The following is a 16,190-nucleotide window of genomic DNA, read 5'->3' on the forward strand; positions in this document are numbered from 1 at the left end:
GACAACCTCAGACAACCTCAGACAACCTCAGACAACCTCAGACAACCTCAGACAACCTCAGACAACCTCAGACAACCATATGAAAAGCTTTTGAAAAAAAATTCCTCATCGAAAATTTTTACAAGGTATTTTTTTAGATTATACTCTGTTTTCCACCTAAAATGATGATTTTACCACCTAAAACCAAAGAGAAATGCATGTCACCTTGCATGCTGTATCAACCTTTCCCAAAAGGACAAAGCCCACACCGGTCTTTAAATAATGGCAATCAATAAACAATGGTTTGTCAACAATCTGGCTTCTTATCTAACAGATTTGACTTGGCTTCCCCCTTCAAATGCATCCTTGTAATGTATCCCCTGTCCAGAGTTATTCTACAAAAAAATGCTGCGTTAGGAATACGCACAGATGAAAAACACCCCATGCATAAAATTTTAACCACATCTCAAACAATGGTATTTTACAACACAACGGGATAAACTATTGTCTTATAGATTTTCTCGTATCACTCTCATCCTGTTTCAAGAAGTTGCCTGATAAGCACAAAATGCCATCTCAGAGGGTTCAATGCCTCACCATGTACTACAACGCATCGCCAACCTGCTGCTCTTGCCAACAGTGCACCCATTTTGAAAACAAAGAGTGGCTTTTTTCCTACACGCTTTGCCAAAAAAGGGAGCGCTCCATTTTGCTTTTTCTCGCTTTAAATAAACATATCCGTTGACCTCTTTCCGCACCTAAAAAGACGAAGATTTTAGCCCTACATCGGTTTGTAAACAATCCAACTCTTCTGAAAGGATTCCGTCTGCTGCTCACTTATATGGTTCACTTGCATGAAAACTCTACGAGCAAATCCTCCCCAGAACATTTGCTAATGTATTAAATACTTTAAGCTATCTTACTGATATCACCACCTTCAATAATAGTGTTTTAATGACGATGTTTTACAGTATAATAGGATAAAATTTACCCATGGTTTTTTTGTCATCGCACAGCAGCGGTTTAAACCCAGCACTTGAAATACTGTATCACGACACCACAAGAGAGAGGCATTTGGGATAAAATCTTTATTCCTCAGCAAAAAGCGCCATGAATAAAGAAAGGTTTTTTGTTCTCCCCCTACCTTCAATAATCACTGTCTTGATCCTCTAAAGAACAATAGGCAAACTTACCTTTAGACATCCAACAAAGGCAGCACAAAAAATAAAGAGAGTTAAGTTTTTTCTAAAGCGCATCAAAACTTTCTACACAATATATTCAATAAGACTTTTTTTCATAACAAACATTTTAGCATTTTTATCTTTCTCTCCTACAGCTTTCATTCTCAGGCTTTGATAGCATAAACCACCGCCATATTGACGGGGCGTGTTTCATCACCCCCTGTTTTTTGCAACAAGACCTTATGTTCATGCTCTCCCGCAGAATCTGTCAAACAATTTGATCCATACAATACAGCTACGTTTATTGGATAAGCCCTGTTATCTAACTCTATAATCTTTTGTTGAACCTTTGGATAACTATGCTGGTGTTTCCCTGTCGAATCTGTTTTTCCCTCATGGGTATGGGATTGAAAAGACTCTTCTTGTCGGCTTCCCAAGCGACGTCCTTTATCAATTTCTTTTCCACTATCGAGCCCCCGTAAAAACATTCCACGCAAATCGGGAACATTGAATGTTGTTCTCCCGTCTCCTTTTCCCCATGTTTCTCCCAGAACAGCAAAGAGATTAGCATAGTTCCTTCGCGAATATTCTTTACCATCACACAGTAACCATCCAGAGGGTATTTTTTCTGTAGCAAAAGTCCCGATAAATCCAGAAGAAAAAGTTTCAGGCAAAGGAGGAAAGGGCGGAATTTCAGGAAGTTTTATAGTAGGATTGGTTAAAAACCAGCCATCAGCATTTTTTCCGGCAATATCACGCGTATAGACGACTTCATAAAGCCCCCCTTTTTGAATTTCCCCGCCCTTTAAAGGCATAATACCCTCTGGCGTTGCCATATAAGTTGGTCTTGGCGGCAATTGATTTAAAGAAATATTTGTTATTCCTCTGTTGACGCCTTGTGCTTTAAAGCGCACAACAATGCCATCCATATAAGTCTCAAAAAAAGACTTTGTTGCCAAACGAAGTGACGTTCTCTCATTTTTCACATCAACAGTAAACTGTGTTTCAATCACGCCCCCATTATCCAACAAATATTCTTTGATGCGTTGCATCATAGCGCGAGCACTATCATTGACTGTGCTTGGAGGTTGCCCTTCTGCCCAGTTTATACTCTCATCGGCATAAGCATTTTCTGATGCAACAATTGACCAATCATAAATCGAACTCATAGAAGATACTCTTTTTTCAAAAAGGGAAAACGAGCAAAAAATGAAGAAAAGAAAGTCGCAATTTTATTTTTAGATGCCGGTATTTTCTCCATTTTCATTTTTTCCATTTTCAGGCCTATTTTGTCATAATCAACATGCAATAACTTTGTTTTCGCATTGACATAAACAGCTTCAGGGTTCACACGCAACACGTCTTGCGCCATAACGCCCTGATAACGTTGTGGATTTCCCTTATAATTAAAGGTATAAAATGGATATCCCTTTTTCTGCCCCACAGGGATAATATTTTCTTTTGCTCTCACATCACAAAGCCCTAAAATTCCTCCGACCAATCCAAGTACTTGCTGCGCATCACGCAATGGATCTTTTGTCACAGAAGGCATTGTCGTGGATTTTCCTGAAGTCGTTCCGTAATTTCCAGCAGCCTGTGTTCCTACCTGTAACAAACTTTGCAATCGGTTCCAATCTTGATTATCTTTTTCTGACCATTTTTGGCGTTCAGCATCTAAGACATTTTGGCGGTTTATATCTTGAATCATACCCCCTTTCAAAGCATTGCTTTGCACGTTACTCTGTCCTTGATAATAGCTATTTGCCGCATTAACTTGATCATTCTGAGAGCGATCAATCATCTGGTTGGCATTCATCATATTGTTAATATCTTGATTATATTGCTGTGCTGCAGCATTTGTTGCCAAGGCGCCTAACTCATCGGCCAGCACACCAGTATGAGCCCCAGAACCATAACGTCCTGCTCCCGACATCGATTGATTAATTGCATCGGATGTTTTATTCAGAGCATTTTGCAATGCAGTATTAAATTTGCTATTGCTTCCAATCCAGCTTCCCTTAGCCATACCGGAAAGATTTGTAGCGCTGTTGGTTGGGGCATTCAACCATTGCGTTACCGTTGGATTGTTATAAAGCCCTGCTGCTTGTTGTAAACCGGTCAGCGCATTTTTTGTCATATTGCTAAGACCAGCGACTCTGTCTCCCTGATAAACGTTTCCGCCAATTCCTTTATTATAAAGTCCAAGTGCATCAGCACTGGCTTGTTTAAGAATATCAGCCGCCCAAGCAGGTGGAGCATTTGTTTGTGTTGTTGTTTGCACTTGAGGTGTGGTTTTTCTACTCATGGGTTCAGAACCTTTCTATATTGAATAAGATTACGAGAATATCCGTGATGAGCGAGCTTTTTCGCCCATCCAGTTCTTCCAAACATGTGCATTTCTTCAGCATTGATTGTTCGCGCCCATTTTTCGACTTCATCAATCAACTTGACCAATTTCAGCCCTCCCTCTCCAGCAAGATCAGAGAGAACGACGCATTTTTTTCCCGTATGGGTTATTTCAACTTTGGTAATTGCAAAAGCACTAAATTGGATTTTATTTTTTAAGACCAGCCACAATTGTGCTTGTCCTGTAGCGATTTCTTCAGCAATTTTTTCCAGACAAACATCATCCGGAAAGCGCTGAACATATTTTTTCAATGCAGCATTAAGAGCCTCTTGATAGGGAGCTATTTTTTCCCATGGCCACTGCTCTGTCAGATAAGCAGAATATAAATCTTGACTCTCTTGTATCATAATTTTAGCTCTTTTAGCTTTGTCACTCATCTCCCCTCAAATAACATCCCCCTACGCATTTCACGCATTCCATGCCCCCGCACAATAAAAGAAAAAAAGCCCCATTATCCTTTTGTCACAACAAAGAGGGAACTTTCTTCTTTATAAAAATAAACCATGGTGCAGCCTATTTTCCTTTATCGCAGAAAAGCATGAAACATAACGCACCACCTTGTTCTTCATATTATAAAGACACAGCTTATCGCATTGTGCCTTTGTTTATAAAGGCTTGGGAAGTCTATGGGGCATTTGTTCTTTAATAATAGAGGTTTGAGCCTATCGCATGGTATTACAAAAGGGCATGCCTATCGCATGCCGGCCCGCGTCAATTCCACATCAAATCCAGTGACATGAGTCCAATTCACCCCTTCAGGAATACGCAATTTAAAGCGATAAAACCGTGCCCTTGCACGACAATGAATTTGTCCAGTATTATAAGAGGGCTGTTTTTCTGGCAACCAAACAGTTTCCTCTTCAAGAGATTGTCGAAAGCGCATTCCCACAGACAAATAAAACTTTCCACTATTGACTTGAGGCATAATATTTTTCACCCGTGTTATCCTGCCATTTGTCTGCCCCATTTCTTGTGATGTCACGACACAAGCCATAGGACACCCAGAAAACGAACCCAGTCTCCCCTGTTGATCAAATGCCCCCAGAATAGGCGATTCATTTTTCCAAGCTTTACTATCAAGAGAAAAGGACAAGTCATCAATATTCTTAGTCACAAAATCAAGACCTTCTAGGGTTGTTCCGGCTAAGAAAATAGGCAATATCATTTTGATATCGACGAGAGCTTTTGTCCATTTTTGCAATCCCCAATCATAAATGAGCAAGATACGTTTATGAAGATTCTCATCAGAATCAACCATCCAATAAACACGATTATACACCCCATCGATAGCAGCAGATAGAGTGTACAGATTATCCTTTCTTGATTTTGCGGTCATCGTTCGATCGACTTTTTCGAACCCAATGGGTATAATCTGTCCCTCATTTGTTATTTGATAAAACCCGCCCTCATCGGCAAAGAATGCTAAATCGCCTCTACAAACAATTGATTCAGCATTTTTTGCGCCTCGTTTATCGTGGATTTTTTGGAAACTAAAAATAATCTTAGAGCCAGGGATAAAAGAACCGGCATAGATTGCAGAACGCATAAAGATAATTGGATTTGTTGTCTCCGTTGCCCCTTGGACGAATCCGCCATCAGGAAAATCTTGATAATCACAACTTTTTTTCCCCACGGTCCAAAATTCAGCATCATTTAATCCAGACCAATGAACCCTTCTTGGATACTCGGTTAATTTCATCAAACAAACGAAATCTCCCCAGACACGAACAATCCCTGCCTGTGGTGGATTTCCTCCTAAATTTCTAAATGTTTTATCATGGTTAATATCAATCACTTGTGGTTTATCATTGGCATTCACCGCAATGATCAAATCACCAAACAAAGCAAAAGACCACGGAGCATCAACATTAGCCAGATAAGGTTTTCCTTTTTGGCTAATATCTTTCCAGTTCATTGTTGTATTATCAAGCAAGAAGATTTTTTCTCTTGTCCCGACAATAATAGAAACCCCATTTTTTGTTTTAACCGCAAGAGTGCCTAAAATTGGCTCCGGACAAGGCTCTGATAAAGGCTCAAAACTTGGCATAGGGATATAGGAGCCATCAGCCGGGAGCACATTAACAAGTTCATCGGTAAAAATTCCATTGATATCCGCCACATCGGGTCGATAATCAGCGATTGGGAAAAAAGCCATCAAGACCCCCATAAAATCTTTGAAGAGCCCAGTGCCATTCAAAACACCAAGGCTTATTGATAAAAAACCACAAAAGCCCTTAAAACTCTAAAGGCATAAAATTCAACAAAATAAACAACCTAAAGTTGTTTAACGCACCAAAAAAACGATACCATCAATAATAGCCACCCCAACGCCATCCACCAGCGCCAAACCAAAATCAACTGCCCGCAAATCAACCCCCACAATGACGGGGGAAAGAGCCATCAAAAGCCCCCCATAAAACCTTTGAAAAGCTCAGTGCCATTCAAAACACCAAGGCTTATGGATAAAAAACCACAAAAGCCCTTAAAACTCTAAAGGCATAAAATTCAACAAAATAAACAACCTTAGGTTGTTTAACGCACCAAAAAAAAACGATACCATAAATAATGGCCACCCCAACGCCATCCACCAGCCCTTCACCATCAACACCCAACGCGTGTATCCAGCCATAAGTGACAAACCAGCCACCAGTGCCAAACCAACCTTCAACGCCAGCCATAAACGATTTGGAAAAAAGTCTTTTAAAAACGCATTGGGCGAATCTTTGAAGAACCTTTTCGGCGCGATGTTTCAATGCGCAAAGCTTGAAGCTGTTCTTGAAAATCTCTGAAAGAAACGGCGGCATATTCAGGATCTTTAAGAATATTTTTATAAAGTTCATATTTTGCCCGTGCTTTAATAAGATCAAAAGCATAAATCAACCAAGGGTTATCATCCTCTTTCAGCTGTTCATCAGCAAAATGAACAGGAGCATAAGAAAGCTGTACAGCTTCCACATGTTCTGGTGTTGGAAAGAGTCCTATTTTTTGATCAAGGTAGGTATAAAAGAATGGCGTTCCTAGCGCAGGATGCATACCATATTGTTGATGCAACACTTCCAAGGGCTTAAAGAACAACTTTGTTGGTGTTGCACTCTTTGTTACTAAAAAGACGCCCTCCAAACTCTTTTCTGCTTCAATAAAAACCCCTTCTTCTTGCCCATACCATGTTTTACCACTTTGTGTTTTAAACGTCCTTTCTCTTTTTTCATTAAAGAAAAAGGGTTCGCGTTCACACAAACGCAAAGCCGTAAAAATTGAATCTTGAATTTGCAGGGAATATTCCGCTGTTGTATCGTCAATTTCATCTTGAATAAGCGCGACCATATAAGCAAAAGTTTTAGAATGGTCTGAATGTGTAAGGTTTAGATTTTGGGGATCAGTGGATAAAGTGGTCATAAGCCTGTCCTTGTTTCTGGAAGCATTTTAAATTTTTCCCCCAACAGATCCCTCTTGTTGGGGGAAGAGAGCAAACATTCGCTTTAAGCGGGTGCTCCATAAGTTGGGATGACGATAGTGCCAAAATCCTGAGCCCCTTGCGTACTTCCTGGCAAGGTAAAGCAAGTTTTTTTCATCCCAATAATGGTTTTTGCCGCGACCCCGAATTCTCTTTCATAGTCGAAGAGTTCTTCCACCAATTTATAGCGTGTTGCTCCTCGATCTTTACCAAAAGCAATCACAGCACTCTGCGCACCAAGCAGAACAGCCCGCCGCACATTTGGTACAGCTTTATTTGCCATCCCAGATTCAACCCCTTCGGTAATATGTTCAGCTTCGCGTAAAACCACACCATTATACATGCCCAAAGACCCATCATAGAGCGGATTTTTGATACGACTTCCACTATAGATTGCCTTAGTAATGTCGAGCCATTGCCCTGCATCTGTATTGGTTCGCAATTGCGTCACTTGGGTTGGATGGAGATAAAGCACATAGACATTTTCACCATCAATCCGCACAGGTCTAATTTTAGGATTTGCCAATTTAGCCCGTTCGACAGCTTTATCAATGAGCTTAAGATCAAAAACATCGCCTTCTTTTAAGTCCTCATCCTTTGCTTTATCGTTAGGACGTACCACGCGTTTATTGGTTGGTGCCGTTGGCGCATTAAACCCATAATGAACTGGTTTAAGGGTAATCGTGCGTCCTTCAAAGTTAATAGCTTTTGCGGTATAACCACACACTTGAATGAAGAACATCATACTCAGACGATCTGCATACCAATCAACCAAACCATTTTTTGCCTCGGTGCGCAAATCATGGAGAATTCGTTGCTGATCAATTGTTCCCTCATTTTTGACACGCACAGCATGAACGAGTTCATTAATTGCCAAGCGATCATTGAGAAACTGTAAAGCTTCTTCATTGCCTTCCAATGTCTGCCCTTCGCTTACCCCATCGCCTAGCAACTGCACACGCAAATTAAAGCTAATGGCATCCCCACTTGCTTTCGTGGTTTCATCCTTTAACTGTACGATACTGTTTGAATCATTTCCAATCAACGGTGCAATTGGAATTGCTTTTGAGACTTCTTGGTTTAGTAATTTAGACCATGTGCGCACTGCCATTGGGTCATTAAGTCCGATATAAGTTACGGTCATTTTATCCTCTAAAAGTTTTCTTGACATAAAAAAAACCCGGCAAAGCGCCGGGCGCTCAAAACACCACATTTCATTTCAGATGGTGAATAGGTTGTTCGTGAGTTTTATCTAATTTCTGTTAGCGTCTGCCTCCTCCTTATAAGAGCTCTCCTCACCACATCCGTGCTTTGAGAAATCCCCTCGCATTCTCCTGCGCTAAAAGCCTCTTAACGTTCCCGCCCCCCTCACATTCTTGTTTTTAAAATTCTCTTCCCCCCATTAAACGATTAAAAGCAGCTTTATTTTTAGGATCAGCAACCCAAGCGCTAAACTCTGCTTCTGACATTTTATCAAGCATATCCAAAGAAATCGGCCCATTTGGCGTCAAGCCGTTATAAGCAGCAAGAGTACGTGCAGAATTGTGTCTTTCCTGTAAATTTTCACCCATGTTATTGGGAACATTTGTGTAGCCAATTTTTTGTGCAATAGAGTAAATCACTTCAGCGGGGTTTTGATTTTTTTGCGCACAATCGCGCAAGATCTGCTTCAACTCATCACCAATCAACGCATCAATATTTTTGGGATCGGCCATCTCAGGATAGAGCGAAGCACAAGCTGCCAACTGTTTAGCCCTCGTTTCATAAATAAAATCAGCTGCTTGATCAAAATCATGATGCTTTTGTTTAACACTAGCAACAGACTGCTGAAAAAACGCATGTAACTGTTCTGCTTCGCGAGCAAGAGAAGGCTGTTGTTTTTCATGTAAAAGCCCTTGTTTTTGGAGTGTTTTTCCCAACCATTGCATATAGCCCATAAAGTCTTTTTGTGGATCTGGTGGAACATCTTCTCCCCCTTGAACCTCTTTTCCAGCCTTTTGCGAAGAGGACTGTTGTTGATGCACTTGCCCTTGGAAATTATCTTCAAGAGTTTTTTCTTCTCTTGCAATTTCACCATCTTCTCCCTCTTGTGTTGAGACCAGAAAATCTTGTTTTAATTGATTTTGTTCTGCCGGCGTTAAGTGTTCTTGATCCATGACATTAGCCTTTTCTTTTTTTAAACAATAAAATTAAATTTTTCAGATAAAACAGCCTGTGAGCATTTATTCCCTCAATGCTCTCCCATCATTTGAGCTCCAGCATTTCCCCAAAGCTCTCCACCCCACATAACGGCAAAACTCCCCCTCTCCACCTTGCTTTTCCCAACAATCCAGCCCTATAAAACAGTTCTTTTGAGAAAAGGGAGCCCATGCACTATGGAAATCGATAAGCTCATTCTGCGCCCACCATGCCCCACCAAGTTCACCCCACATAACGGCAAGACTCCCTCTCCACCCTACTTTTCCCAACAATCCAGCCCTATAAAACAGTTCTTTTGGGAAAAGGAAGCCCATGCACTATAGAAATCGATAAGCCCATTTTGCGCCCACCATGCCCCACCAAGTTCACCCCATATAACGGAAAGACTCCCTCGTTCTCCTGTTTTTCCCCAACAGGGATAGTCTCATAAAACAGCTCTTCGAAGATAAAGGAAGACGACATTACGCTATGGAAATTGTATCGATAAGCAATTTCTGGTAGATGGAATTTATCAGAAGTCGCGCATGACAAAGCGTCCTATTGTTGAGCCTTTACTGTCTGCAACATCTGCATTATCTGGTCTGCCCCCACATTATTCCCCATCTGCGCTGAGGCATTTTGCTCTTCTTGAAGAGAATTTTGCGCCTTTATCGCAATTTTATGAATGAGTGAGGCTGGTAAAGGTGAATAGCGTAAAAGATCAAGCATAATCTCAGGCGTTGCAAAATTTTGCATCAAAGGAAGCAGTTGCATGATCAGTGCAAAAGTACGCTCTTTTTCATTAAGACTTGTTGGTGCATCATCCACGACAATATCATATTCCAAGCTTGTCACCATTTCGCGTGTCAGCGGCACATACTGGGCATTTTCATCACCAGCAATACGAACCAGCCGCCCATCGGACAGATAATTTTGAATAAGATAGAGAATAATTTTTCCCTGTCGTTGCCGATATCGACGCAACCCATCAAAAAAGGAAGCCAAAAGATTAAGTGACGATTGTCGCCGTTGTTGCTCAAGAATGCCAGGCTGATTGACAGCTCGCGTCCCAATAAATTCAGAAGACAACCCCGTCACCTGTTCAAGTGCGCTCTTTGCTTCATTAAACAATTGGAAAAACCCTTGCGGAAATTGTGCCACGGGTTTAGGCTGAATTCTTCCCCCAGACACAGCACCACTTTTCAACCAAGTAATACTATCAGCTCTAGCCCAACTCTCGACGGCTTGTCGATCATCATCAAAAGCATCGCGCTCTGCCATAATTCCGCCTTTTGATTGGCTATTGAGCAAATGCATCACTTGACTAAAATATTTGTTTGCCCACCGTTGAGGATCTTTTGTAGGGCGCACAATTCCATAAAATTGCCGGCTTAACTTATCAAAAGTACCGGTAATACACTCCCATCCCAATTGATTGGGTGGAACCAAGGGCTTATCAGGCGCTTCAAGCAGCTTTCTACCTAAAAATGCCCGTTTGACAATTTTTCTGTTCAACCTTGTTGCTTGAACATGAGGAAAGGTTTTGCTTAAATTTTGGAAATCCTGCTCTGAATAATCGACAAACTTTCCACTTAGAGGCTCGAGAACTTTATAAACCACCTCGCGTTCAAACCAGCGACATTCTACCAATGTCACCATTTTAGGACGTTGATAGCCGCTCCCCTCTTCTCCTTGATACCCCCTCTCGGACTGATAACTTTGTGTCATCCCATTGCTGGTTGGCTGTAAAAAGCTCTGATGTTTCACCCAATCCGCATGAAGATCACTCCAATGAACATTTGGAAACATTTCCTGCGCTACGGCAAGAGGTTTTTCATCGATATACCATAAGCGTTGAGCATCAATGAGATTAGACTTAACAGCACTTGCATCCCACACCATTTTCATAGGATCCAACCGCGCAATGATTGGTTTTCCTTGGGGATCTTGTTCATAATCAAGGCGTGTATCTGTCCAGCCCATACCGCAAATAATTGCATCTTGAAAGGCATCGGAATCTTCGTATTCGCCGTCGGCTTCATCGCGAAACCATTCGGCTGCTCCTGTCAAAATCTGGTTTGCAAAGGCAGCTCCTTCTTGTCGTGGAATAAATTGCACTTGCCTTTTATTATTGCGCTCAGCCCCAATCACGGCATTAATTAAAGGCGCAATACGGTTAAAAGTCATCACGGGTCTGTTTTGTTCGTGCAAGACAGCCAAGTCTTGCTCATTCCATTGCCGCCCATTATAAAAATCGTAATCTTCCTGGGCATTTTTTCGCCATTTTTCGACATGATCAATATCATCCTGATACCAACCCACGAGTTTTTTAAAGAGAGCTTGATTTTCAAGCGTTTCGATTTGATCAAAAGAAGAATTTGTAGACATATTCATTAAAAAGCCATCCATGAAGTTTGAGAATGGTGAAACGAGCGATAAGGTTTTTTTCGCGCTTTAGCATTTGGTTGTTCATAAGCCACACACATCAGTCCAAAGGCATCGGCCCCATGGCTAGCCCAATCATGTTCAGCCCCTAGTCCGATATTGCGCTGTTCGTCGCGCTTTTCATGATACCAAGCAAGCGCTTTTCTCCCCGCACATGTCGTTTCACGATTAAACCATAGTGCAGGAAACAACCGCCGTACGGCTTCGATACGCATTTTCACAGCGCCTGTTCCTTGATTAGGAATTATTTTGGTTTGAAAACCGGCTTGTTGAAGGGCACTTTCAAAACTCACATTATAGACACGATCTTTTGTTGCGCCATCATGAGGCAAGACCATAAGAGCCTTTTCATATCCCCTTTGAAAGACCCAGCCCACATGCTCTGAGAGAGGTTGTCCTTGGGCTTCATAATAATCGAGCACTCGGATTTCACGTCCAACAAATTGCGCCACCCACAATGCGGTAGCATCGGCCTTTGCTCCTGTTCCCCCGATATCCCAAAAGATTCTCACCTGCATCAAAGGATCCCGTGGAACAGTGGTAATCCGCCCTTCCATTTCGGCTTCGAGCAGACATTTCTGATAATAAGCCCCTTGCACAGCTTGGAGATATTCGCCTTCCCAAATATGGTTATACTGCTCTGGTCTTTGCTGCAAATCGTCCATTCGATCACGATTGAGTTTTTCAGGAAATTGCGGATTATCACGCCAATTGATTTCCACCCCTTTGATATGAGGATTATCGACATTTCGGAAACGTTTTTCCACGGCTGCATTTTCATGGCATGGGTTCCATGTGACCCATAATTCTGCATTCCAATCTTTTCCTTCTTCGCGCAAAGTTGGAATAAGTGTTTGCCAAGCAGTTTCTGTCACGGGCTCGGCTTCATCGACCCAACAAAGGAAAACGCGTCCCATTGATTTAATACTTGCGATATTGCGATCAAGCCCAGCAAACACATAGACAATCCGTCCATCTTTTGACTTAATATATTTATCGCCGATTTCATAATAGTCTTGTAAAAAAGAATAAGACTCGATAGCGCGTTTAATTTCCTCCAAAGAACTTTCATTAAGAGAATTTTGAAATTGCCGTGCACAAAGAATAATCCCGCGTTCTCCAGCCATTCCATGGCGATATCCCACCACAGCCGACATCAAAGCAAAAGAACGTGTTTTTCCAGAACCGCGTCCTCCCCAAGCGGCTCGCACATCGGCATTTCCAGTAAAAACAGGAATAAGCTTTGGAATAAGAGCCACTTGAGCCGTTTTCTGCTCAATTTTTTGAGAAATTTTCTGAACCGTTGTCATTATAAATTTTCATACTTTAGCAATAATTGCGCTGCACCCTTTTGCTTATCCCAAGTTTCATTATCCCAGAGCAATTGAACGAAAAGAGCAATTGAACGAAAAACGCCCTTCTCAAAAGCAGCACTTTATCTTTTCTTCATCCTAATATTCAATAAATTTCACTTTTTTGCATGAGATCCCCTTGACCCCACCTATGCGCCCCAACGTCCTTATCCCCCCAAAGATCATTATCTCCCCAAAGGTCCCTATTTCCCCAACACCCCACCCCCTCAAACACCGCGCCTGTCATCCCCCAACCACAAGCAAGGTATCCCCCAACCAAATCATAGCCTCAGCACATGGCTCTCAGGCATATCCAAAGCCCAACATCCTCCAATATCATGCCTCTCAAGCATCACCAATCCTCACACTTTATCCCCCAAGATACCCCCACCAAAACACATGCATCAGGCAAGCATAACACTTCTCTCAAGTTTCATGCCCCTCACCCATCAAAACACTGTTCCATATCCACCACACAAATACCCTGCACCAAACCCTCCAGCACACGGGCCCTTACGGCATCATTCACCAAAGCCCCTTCCCAGTATCACGAGCGCCCACAAACACGATAGCCTCCGCTTCAATCCCCTCAAGATAGGCAATCACCAAAGCAGCCCCCTTGCAAGACATCACCCCACATCACCCACTTCAGCCTAACATTTTTCAATATCACAAGCCTCAGTTATCGAGGTATCATGCTTCTCCGGTTCACTATTTTTTGCATTCACTGGCACAATCTCAATACGCGAAACTGTTTTTGATATCTCCACACCTTCAATAACGAGAAAAAACCAAATCTTCACCAGATGTCCAAAACAGCAAATATCATCAAGCACTCCCCAACATCTTTCAGGTAGCGCGCCCCTCACGCATCGCCATAAAAGCATCTTGCCGGCCCCTCTTCAAACAGACCACCCCAGACGCCATGTACCCCCAAAAAACACCATATGCACCGAAGTCTCCTCCAGTCCACGTCCTCATGCATCCCCCACCAAAGCCCAACAACTTCACAGCTCACACGCCTAAAGCACACGCCCCTCACCGCAATTTCAATCATAAGCTTTCAGACAAACATCTAGCATCCCCGTTCAAAGACAATATCCCTTAAACATCATGTGCCAAAACCCAATATTTTCTCGTAACTTCAAGCCTCAGTTGCCGAGGGATCATGCTTCTCCGGTTCGCTATTTTTTGCATTCACTGGTACAATCTCGATACGCGAAACTGTTTTAACATCTCCCCCTGCTTCTCCCGTAACCTGAAGAGGCAACACTTTTGCCAGCAGCGAAAAAAAAGGTACGGGATTATTCAACGCATGATACTGAAGATAAGACACCAGCCCATCTTCACCATAGTGATATCCAGCCTGCTCCGCCGCTGTCAAAAGAGCTTCATTAAATCGCTTTGTTGTTTTATTTAAAGCCCCTTTTTTCCGCCCTCTTCGACGTAAGGGAAGACAATGTTCATCTACCATCATCATGTTCCTTCCAACTAAAGAGAAACCAAAACCTCAAACACAAAAAATGACATAAAAATCAGCAACAAAATTTAACAAGCATTCAACAATTAAAAAAAATGGGACACACCCAAAAAGATAAGAGCCCACATAAAGCCCAAATCCTCCGCATAATTTTACAGATACACGTTTTTACGCTTTTCCATCTTTACAGAAAAAAACGAAACGAAACACCCACATCACCACCCCACGCAGCTCTGTAAACACGGGTCTGTCAACAAGCTGATTTCTCGTCTATCAGATTTCCCTGCTGATTATTTCATATGGCTATCCCACACTTCAAAGAATGGTGTTTCATCAAACACGCCAGATAAGCTCTGATCTACAATTCGACTTCAAAAAGCAAATTTTCCTCTGCTGAATAAAGCTTCCACCCCGCACCGGTTTTAAACTATCATCCAACCTCTTCCCCAGTAAATTCCCCTACTAACATCAGATTACCACCCCCCCAAACATCCCTATTTTACAATATAACAGACTAGAAAATCTTTTAATTGTTCTTGCCAATCCCTTGAAATTACTTTATCACTCAAAGGATATTTTGATCGTCCACGCAACGATCAATAAGGGATAGTAAAGCCCTAAGCTCTAGCGTAAGAATGAACCCACTTTGTGGGTGTCCCGGGATTCCGGGAGTTTTTGCTATGTCCAGGTGTGATAAGCACTAAAAGCAAAAATGCTGACTAGAGCTCAGTACTTTACTACTCCCGGAATACCAATGCGAGGGCGCTCGCAACCGGAGGGGAGCTTGAAGTGCAAACTAAAAATTCACATTTCAACGACATTTCAATAGGTAAAAAGATCCGTCATAGAAGAATTTCAATGGGACTTTCTCAAAAGGAATTAGGAAGCTATTTAGGTGTCAGTTTTCAACAAATCCAGAAATACGAAAAAGGATTTAATCGTGTAAGCGCGGGGTGTTTGCTCGAAATTGCTAAAAAACTAGAGGTTCCTATGAACTTTTTTTATGCGGACCTTTTAACAGCAGATATTCCCACAAAAGAACATGCCTTACACCACGATCAAGACACATACAGCGAAAAAGAATACGCACTTTTGAAAAACTTTAGAGAGCTCAAAGCGAAAAAACAAAAAGCAATCTTGTGGTTGATTTCTGATTAGACAAAAGCACACCCATCAACATCCCTCGCCAATATATCCAACACCCTTAAAATATAAGCTTCAGATCACAACACTTCAAAGAAGGCAATTTTATCAGACAAGACAGATAAGCGCTGCCCTAAAATATTCCCTCACACACTTTTCTCCAGTCAACGCGTTTTATACCCCTCTTCATCCCAGCTTTCCCCACTCCATTCACAAATGCGTCCCCTAGTTCTCCGACCACATTCCATGTCAAGACAAAAGCATACAACGCATAAATTCTTCACTTCACTTTTACGTATTCACGTTTTTACGCTTTTACATCTCTACAGAAAGAAACCAAATGAAACTTTTCCACCAGCATCTTACACTGCTCTGTCAAGAATCCGACATCTTGTAGCAGTTTCCTCCTACCAACCACTCAGACAGATCAGCACACCATACCCCTCAAAAAATGGATTCAACAAGCAAGCCTTTTCTGAATATTCTTACACCCATCCCTCTCCAACACAAAGAGCGAAAGCTCCCACAAATACCGATCAATTCCGCTTCGAAGCAAAGACCCCACCCAAAA

16 protein-coding genes are annotated in these 16,190 nt (G+C 42.0%); 1 reads left to right on the forward strand and 15 read right to left on the reverse strand.

Features of this window, described 5'->3' with window-relative positions:
* Positions 1–511: 511 nt before the first annotated feature.
* The 15 genes from ACFINE_RS06610 to ACFINE_RS06680 all read right to left on the reverse strand — a co-directional run bounded on the left by ACFINE_RS06610 (position 512) and on the right by ACFINE_RS06680 (position 14,470).
* Positions 512–670, reverse strand: coding sequence for a hypothetical protein (locus ACFINE_RS06610; RefSeq protein WP_375621454.1), 159 nt, complete (start codon positions 668–670; stop codon positions 512–514).
* A gap of 654 nt (positions 671–1,324) precedes the next feature.
* On the reverse strand, positions 1,325–2,329 hold the full coding sequence (locus tag ACFINE_RS06615; RefSeq protein WP_375621455.1) for a phage tail protein: 1,005 nt from the start codon (positions 2,327–2,329) through the stop codon (positions 1,325–1,327).
* On the reverse strand, positions 2,326–3,465 hold the full coding sequence (locus ACFINE_RS06620) for a tail fiber domain-containing protein (RefSeq protein WP_375621456.1): 1,140 nt from the start codon (positions 3,463–3,465) through the stop codon (positions 2,326–2,328). Before ACFINE_RS06620 ends, ACFINE_RS06615 begins: the two co-directional genes overlap by 4 nt.
* On the reverse strand, positions 3,462–3,944 hold the full coding sequence (locus tag ACFINE_RS06625) for a hypothetical protein (RefSeq protein ID WP_375621457.1): 483 nt from the start codon (positions 3,942–3,944) through the stop codon (positions 3,462–3,464). Before ACFINE_RS06625 ends, ACFINE_RS06620 begins: the two co-directional genes overlap by 4 nt.
* Before the next feature lie 314 nt (positions 3,945–4,258).
* Positions 4,259–5,722, reverse strand: a complete 1,464-nt coding sequence (locus tag ACFINE_RS06630; protein ID WP_375621458.1) for a hypothetical protein — start codon at positions 5,720–5,722, stop codon at positions 4,259–4,261.
* 301 nt (positions 5,723–6,023) lie between these two features.
* Positions 6,024–6,245: a hypothetical protein gene (locus tag ACFINE_RS06635; RefSeq protein ID WP_375621459.1), complete on the reverse strand. Its 222-nt coding sequence runs from the start codon at positions 6,243–6,245 to the stop codon at positions 6,024–6,026.
* Between the two features lie 22 nt (positions 6,246–6,267).
* Positions 6,268–6,963: a hypothetical protein gene (locus ACFINE_RS06640; RefSeq protein WP_375621460.1), complete on the reverse strand. Its 696-nt coding sequence runs from the start codon at positions 6,961–6,963 to the stop codon at positions 6,268–6,270.
* An 83-nt stretch (positions 6,964–7,046) separates the two neighbouring features.
* On the reverse strand, positions 7,047–8,165 hold the full coding sequence (locus ACFINE_RS06645) for a N4-gp56 family major capsid protein (RefSeq protein WP_375610676.1): 1,119 nt from the start codon (positions 8,163–8,165) through the stop codon (positions 7,047–7,049).
* A gap of 238 nt (positions 8,166–8,403) precedes the next feature.
* Positions 8,404–9,177 carry a hypothetical protein gene (locus ACFINE_RS06650; RefSeq protein WP_375621461.1) on the reverse strand — a complete coding sequence of 258 codons (774 nt, stop codon included), beginning with the start codon at positions 9,175–9,177 and terminating at the stop codon, positions 8,404–8,406.
* Positions 9,178–9,243: 66 nt separating this feature from the next.
* Positions 9,244–9,453 carry a hypothetical protein gene (locus tag ACFINE_RS06655; RefSeq protein ID WP_375621462.1) on the reverse strand — a complete coding sequence of 70 codons (210 nt, stop codon included), beginning with the start codon at positions 9,451–9,453 and terminating at the stop codon, positions 9,244–9,246.
* Positions 9,454–9,757: 304 nt separating this feature from the next.
* On the reverse strand, positions 9,758–11,608 hold the full coding sequence (locus tag ACFINE_RS06660; RefSeq protein WP_375621463.1) for a portal protein: 1,851 nt from the start codon (positions 11,606–11,608) through the stop codon (positions 9,758–9,760).
* Positions 11,593–12,954 (reverse strand): PBSX family phage terminase large subunit, encoded by a 1,362-nt coding sequence (locus ACFINE_RS06665; RefSeq protein ID WP_375621464.1) that lies wholly within the window; start codon positions 12,952–12,954, stop codon positions 11,593–11,595. Before ACFINE_RS06665 ends, ACFINE_RS06660 begins: the two co-directional genes overlap by 16 nt.
* 695 nt (positions 12,955–13,649) lie before the next feature.
* Complete coding sequence (locus tag ACFINE_RS06670; RefSeq protein ID WP_375621465.1) at positions 13,650–13,832, reverse strand: hypothetical protein; 183 nt, start codon at positions 13,830–13,832, stop codon at positions 13,650–13,652.
* Positions 13,833–13,845: 13 nt separating this feature from the next.
* Positions 13,846–13,977, reverse strand: a complete 132-nt coding sequence (locus ACFINE_RS06675; RefSeq protein ID WP_375621466.1) for a hypothetical protein — start codon at positions 13,975–13,977, stop codon at positions 13,846–13,848.
* A gap of 163 nt (positions 13,978–14,140) precedes the next feature.
* On the reverse strand, positions 14,141–14,470 hold the full coding sequence (locus tag ACFINE_RS06680; RefSeq protein ID WP_375621510.1) for a hypothetical protein: 330 nt from the start codon (positions 14,468–14,470) through the stop codon (positions 14,141–14,143).
* Positions 14,471–15,265: 795 nt separating this feature from the next.
* Here ACFINE_RS06680 and ACFINE_RS06685 point away from each other — a divergent pair.
* Positions 15,266–15,634, forward strand: a complete 369-nt coding sequence (locus tag ACFINE_RS06685; protein WP_375621467.1) for a helix-turn-helix domain-containing protein — start codon at positions 15,266–15,268, stop codon at positions 15,632–15,634.
* The last annotated feature ends 556 nt before the right edge of the window (positions 15,635–16,190 follow it).

The sequence above is a fragment of the Bartonella sp. AA97HXZ genome (genome assembly GCF_042196985.1).
Classification (GTDB): Bacteria; Pseudomonadota; Alphaproteobacteria; order Rhizobiales; family Rhizobiaceae; genus Bartonella.

Excerpts from the sequence above, each read along its gene's own strand:
- ACFINE_RS06615 (WP_375621455.1), bottom strand. The coding sequence starts at position 2,329 with ATGAGTTCGATTTATGATTGGTCAATTGTTGCATCAGAAAATGCTTAT.
- ACFINE_RS06620 (WP_375621456.1), bottom strand. The coding sequence starts at position 3,465 with ATGAGTAGAAAAACCACACCTCAAGTGCAAACAACAACACAAACAAAT.
- ACFINE_RS06625 (WP_375621457.1), bottom strand. The coding sequence starts at position 3,944 with ATGAGTGACAAAGCTAAAAGAGCTAAAATTATGATACAAGAGAGTCAA.
- ACFINE_RS06630 (WP_375621458.1), bottom strand. The coding sequence starts at position 5,722 with ATGGCTTTTTTCCCAATCGCTGATTATCGACCCGATGTGGCGGATATC.
- ACFINE_RS06635 (WP_375621459.1), bottom strand. The coding sequence starts at position 6,245 with ATGGCTGGCGTTGAAGGTTGGTTTGGCACTGGTGGCTGGTTTGTCACT.
- ACFINE_RS06640 (WP_375621460.1), bottom strand. The coding sequence starts at position 6,963 with ATGACCACTTTATCCACTGATCCCCAAAATCTAAACCTTACACATTCA.
- ACFINE_RS06645 (WP_375610676.1), bottom strand. The coding sequence starts at position 8,165 with ATGACCGTAACTTATATCGGACTTAATGACCCAATGGCAGTGCGCACA.
- ACFINE_RS06650 (WP_375621461.1), bottom strand. The coding sequence starts at position 9,177 with ATGGATCAAGAACACTTAACGCCGGCAGAACAAAATCAATTAAAACAA.
- ACFINE_RS06655 (WP_375621462.1), bottom strand. The coding sequence starts at position 9,453 with ATGTGGGGTGAACTTGGTGGGGCATGGTGGGCGCAGAATGAGCTTATC.
- ACFINE_RS06660 (WP_375621463.1), bottom strand. The coding sequence starts at position 11,608 with ATGGATGGCTTTTTAATGAATATGTCTACAAATTCTTCTTTTGATCAA.
- ACFINE_RS06665 (WP_375621464.1), bottom strand. The coding sequence starts at position 12,954 with ATGACAACGGTTCAGAAAATTTCTCAAAAAATTGAGCAGAAAACGGCT.
- ACFINE_RS06675 (WP_375621466.1), bottom strand. The coding sequence starts at position 13,977 with ATGAGGACGTGGACTGGAGGAGACTTCGGTGCATATGGTGTTTTTTGG.
- ACFINE_RS06680 (WP_375621510.1), bottom strand. The coding sequence starts at position 14,470 with ATGGTAGATGAACATTGTCTTCCCTTACGTCGAAGAGGGCGGAAAAAA.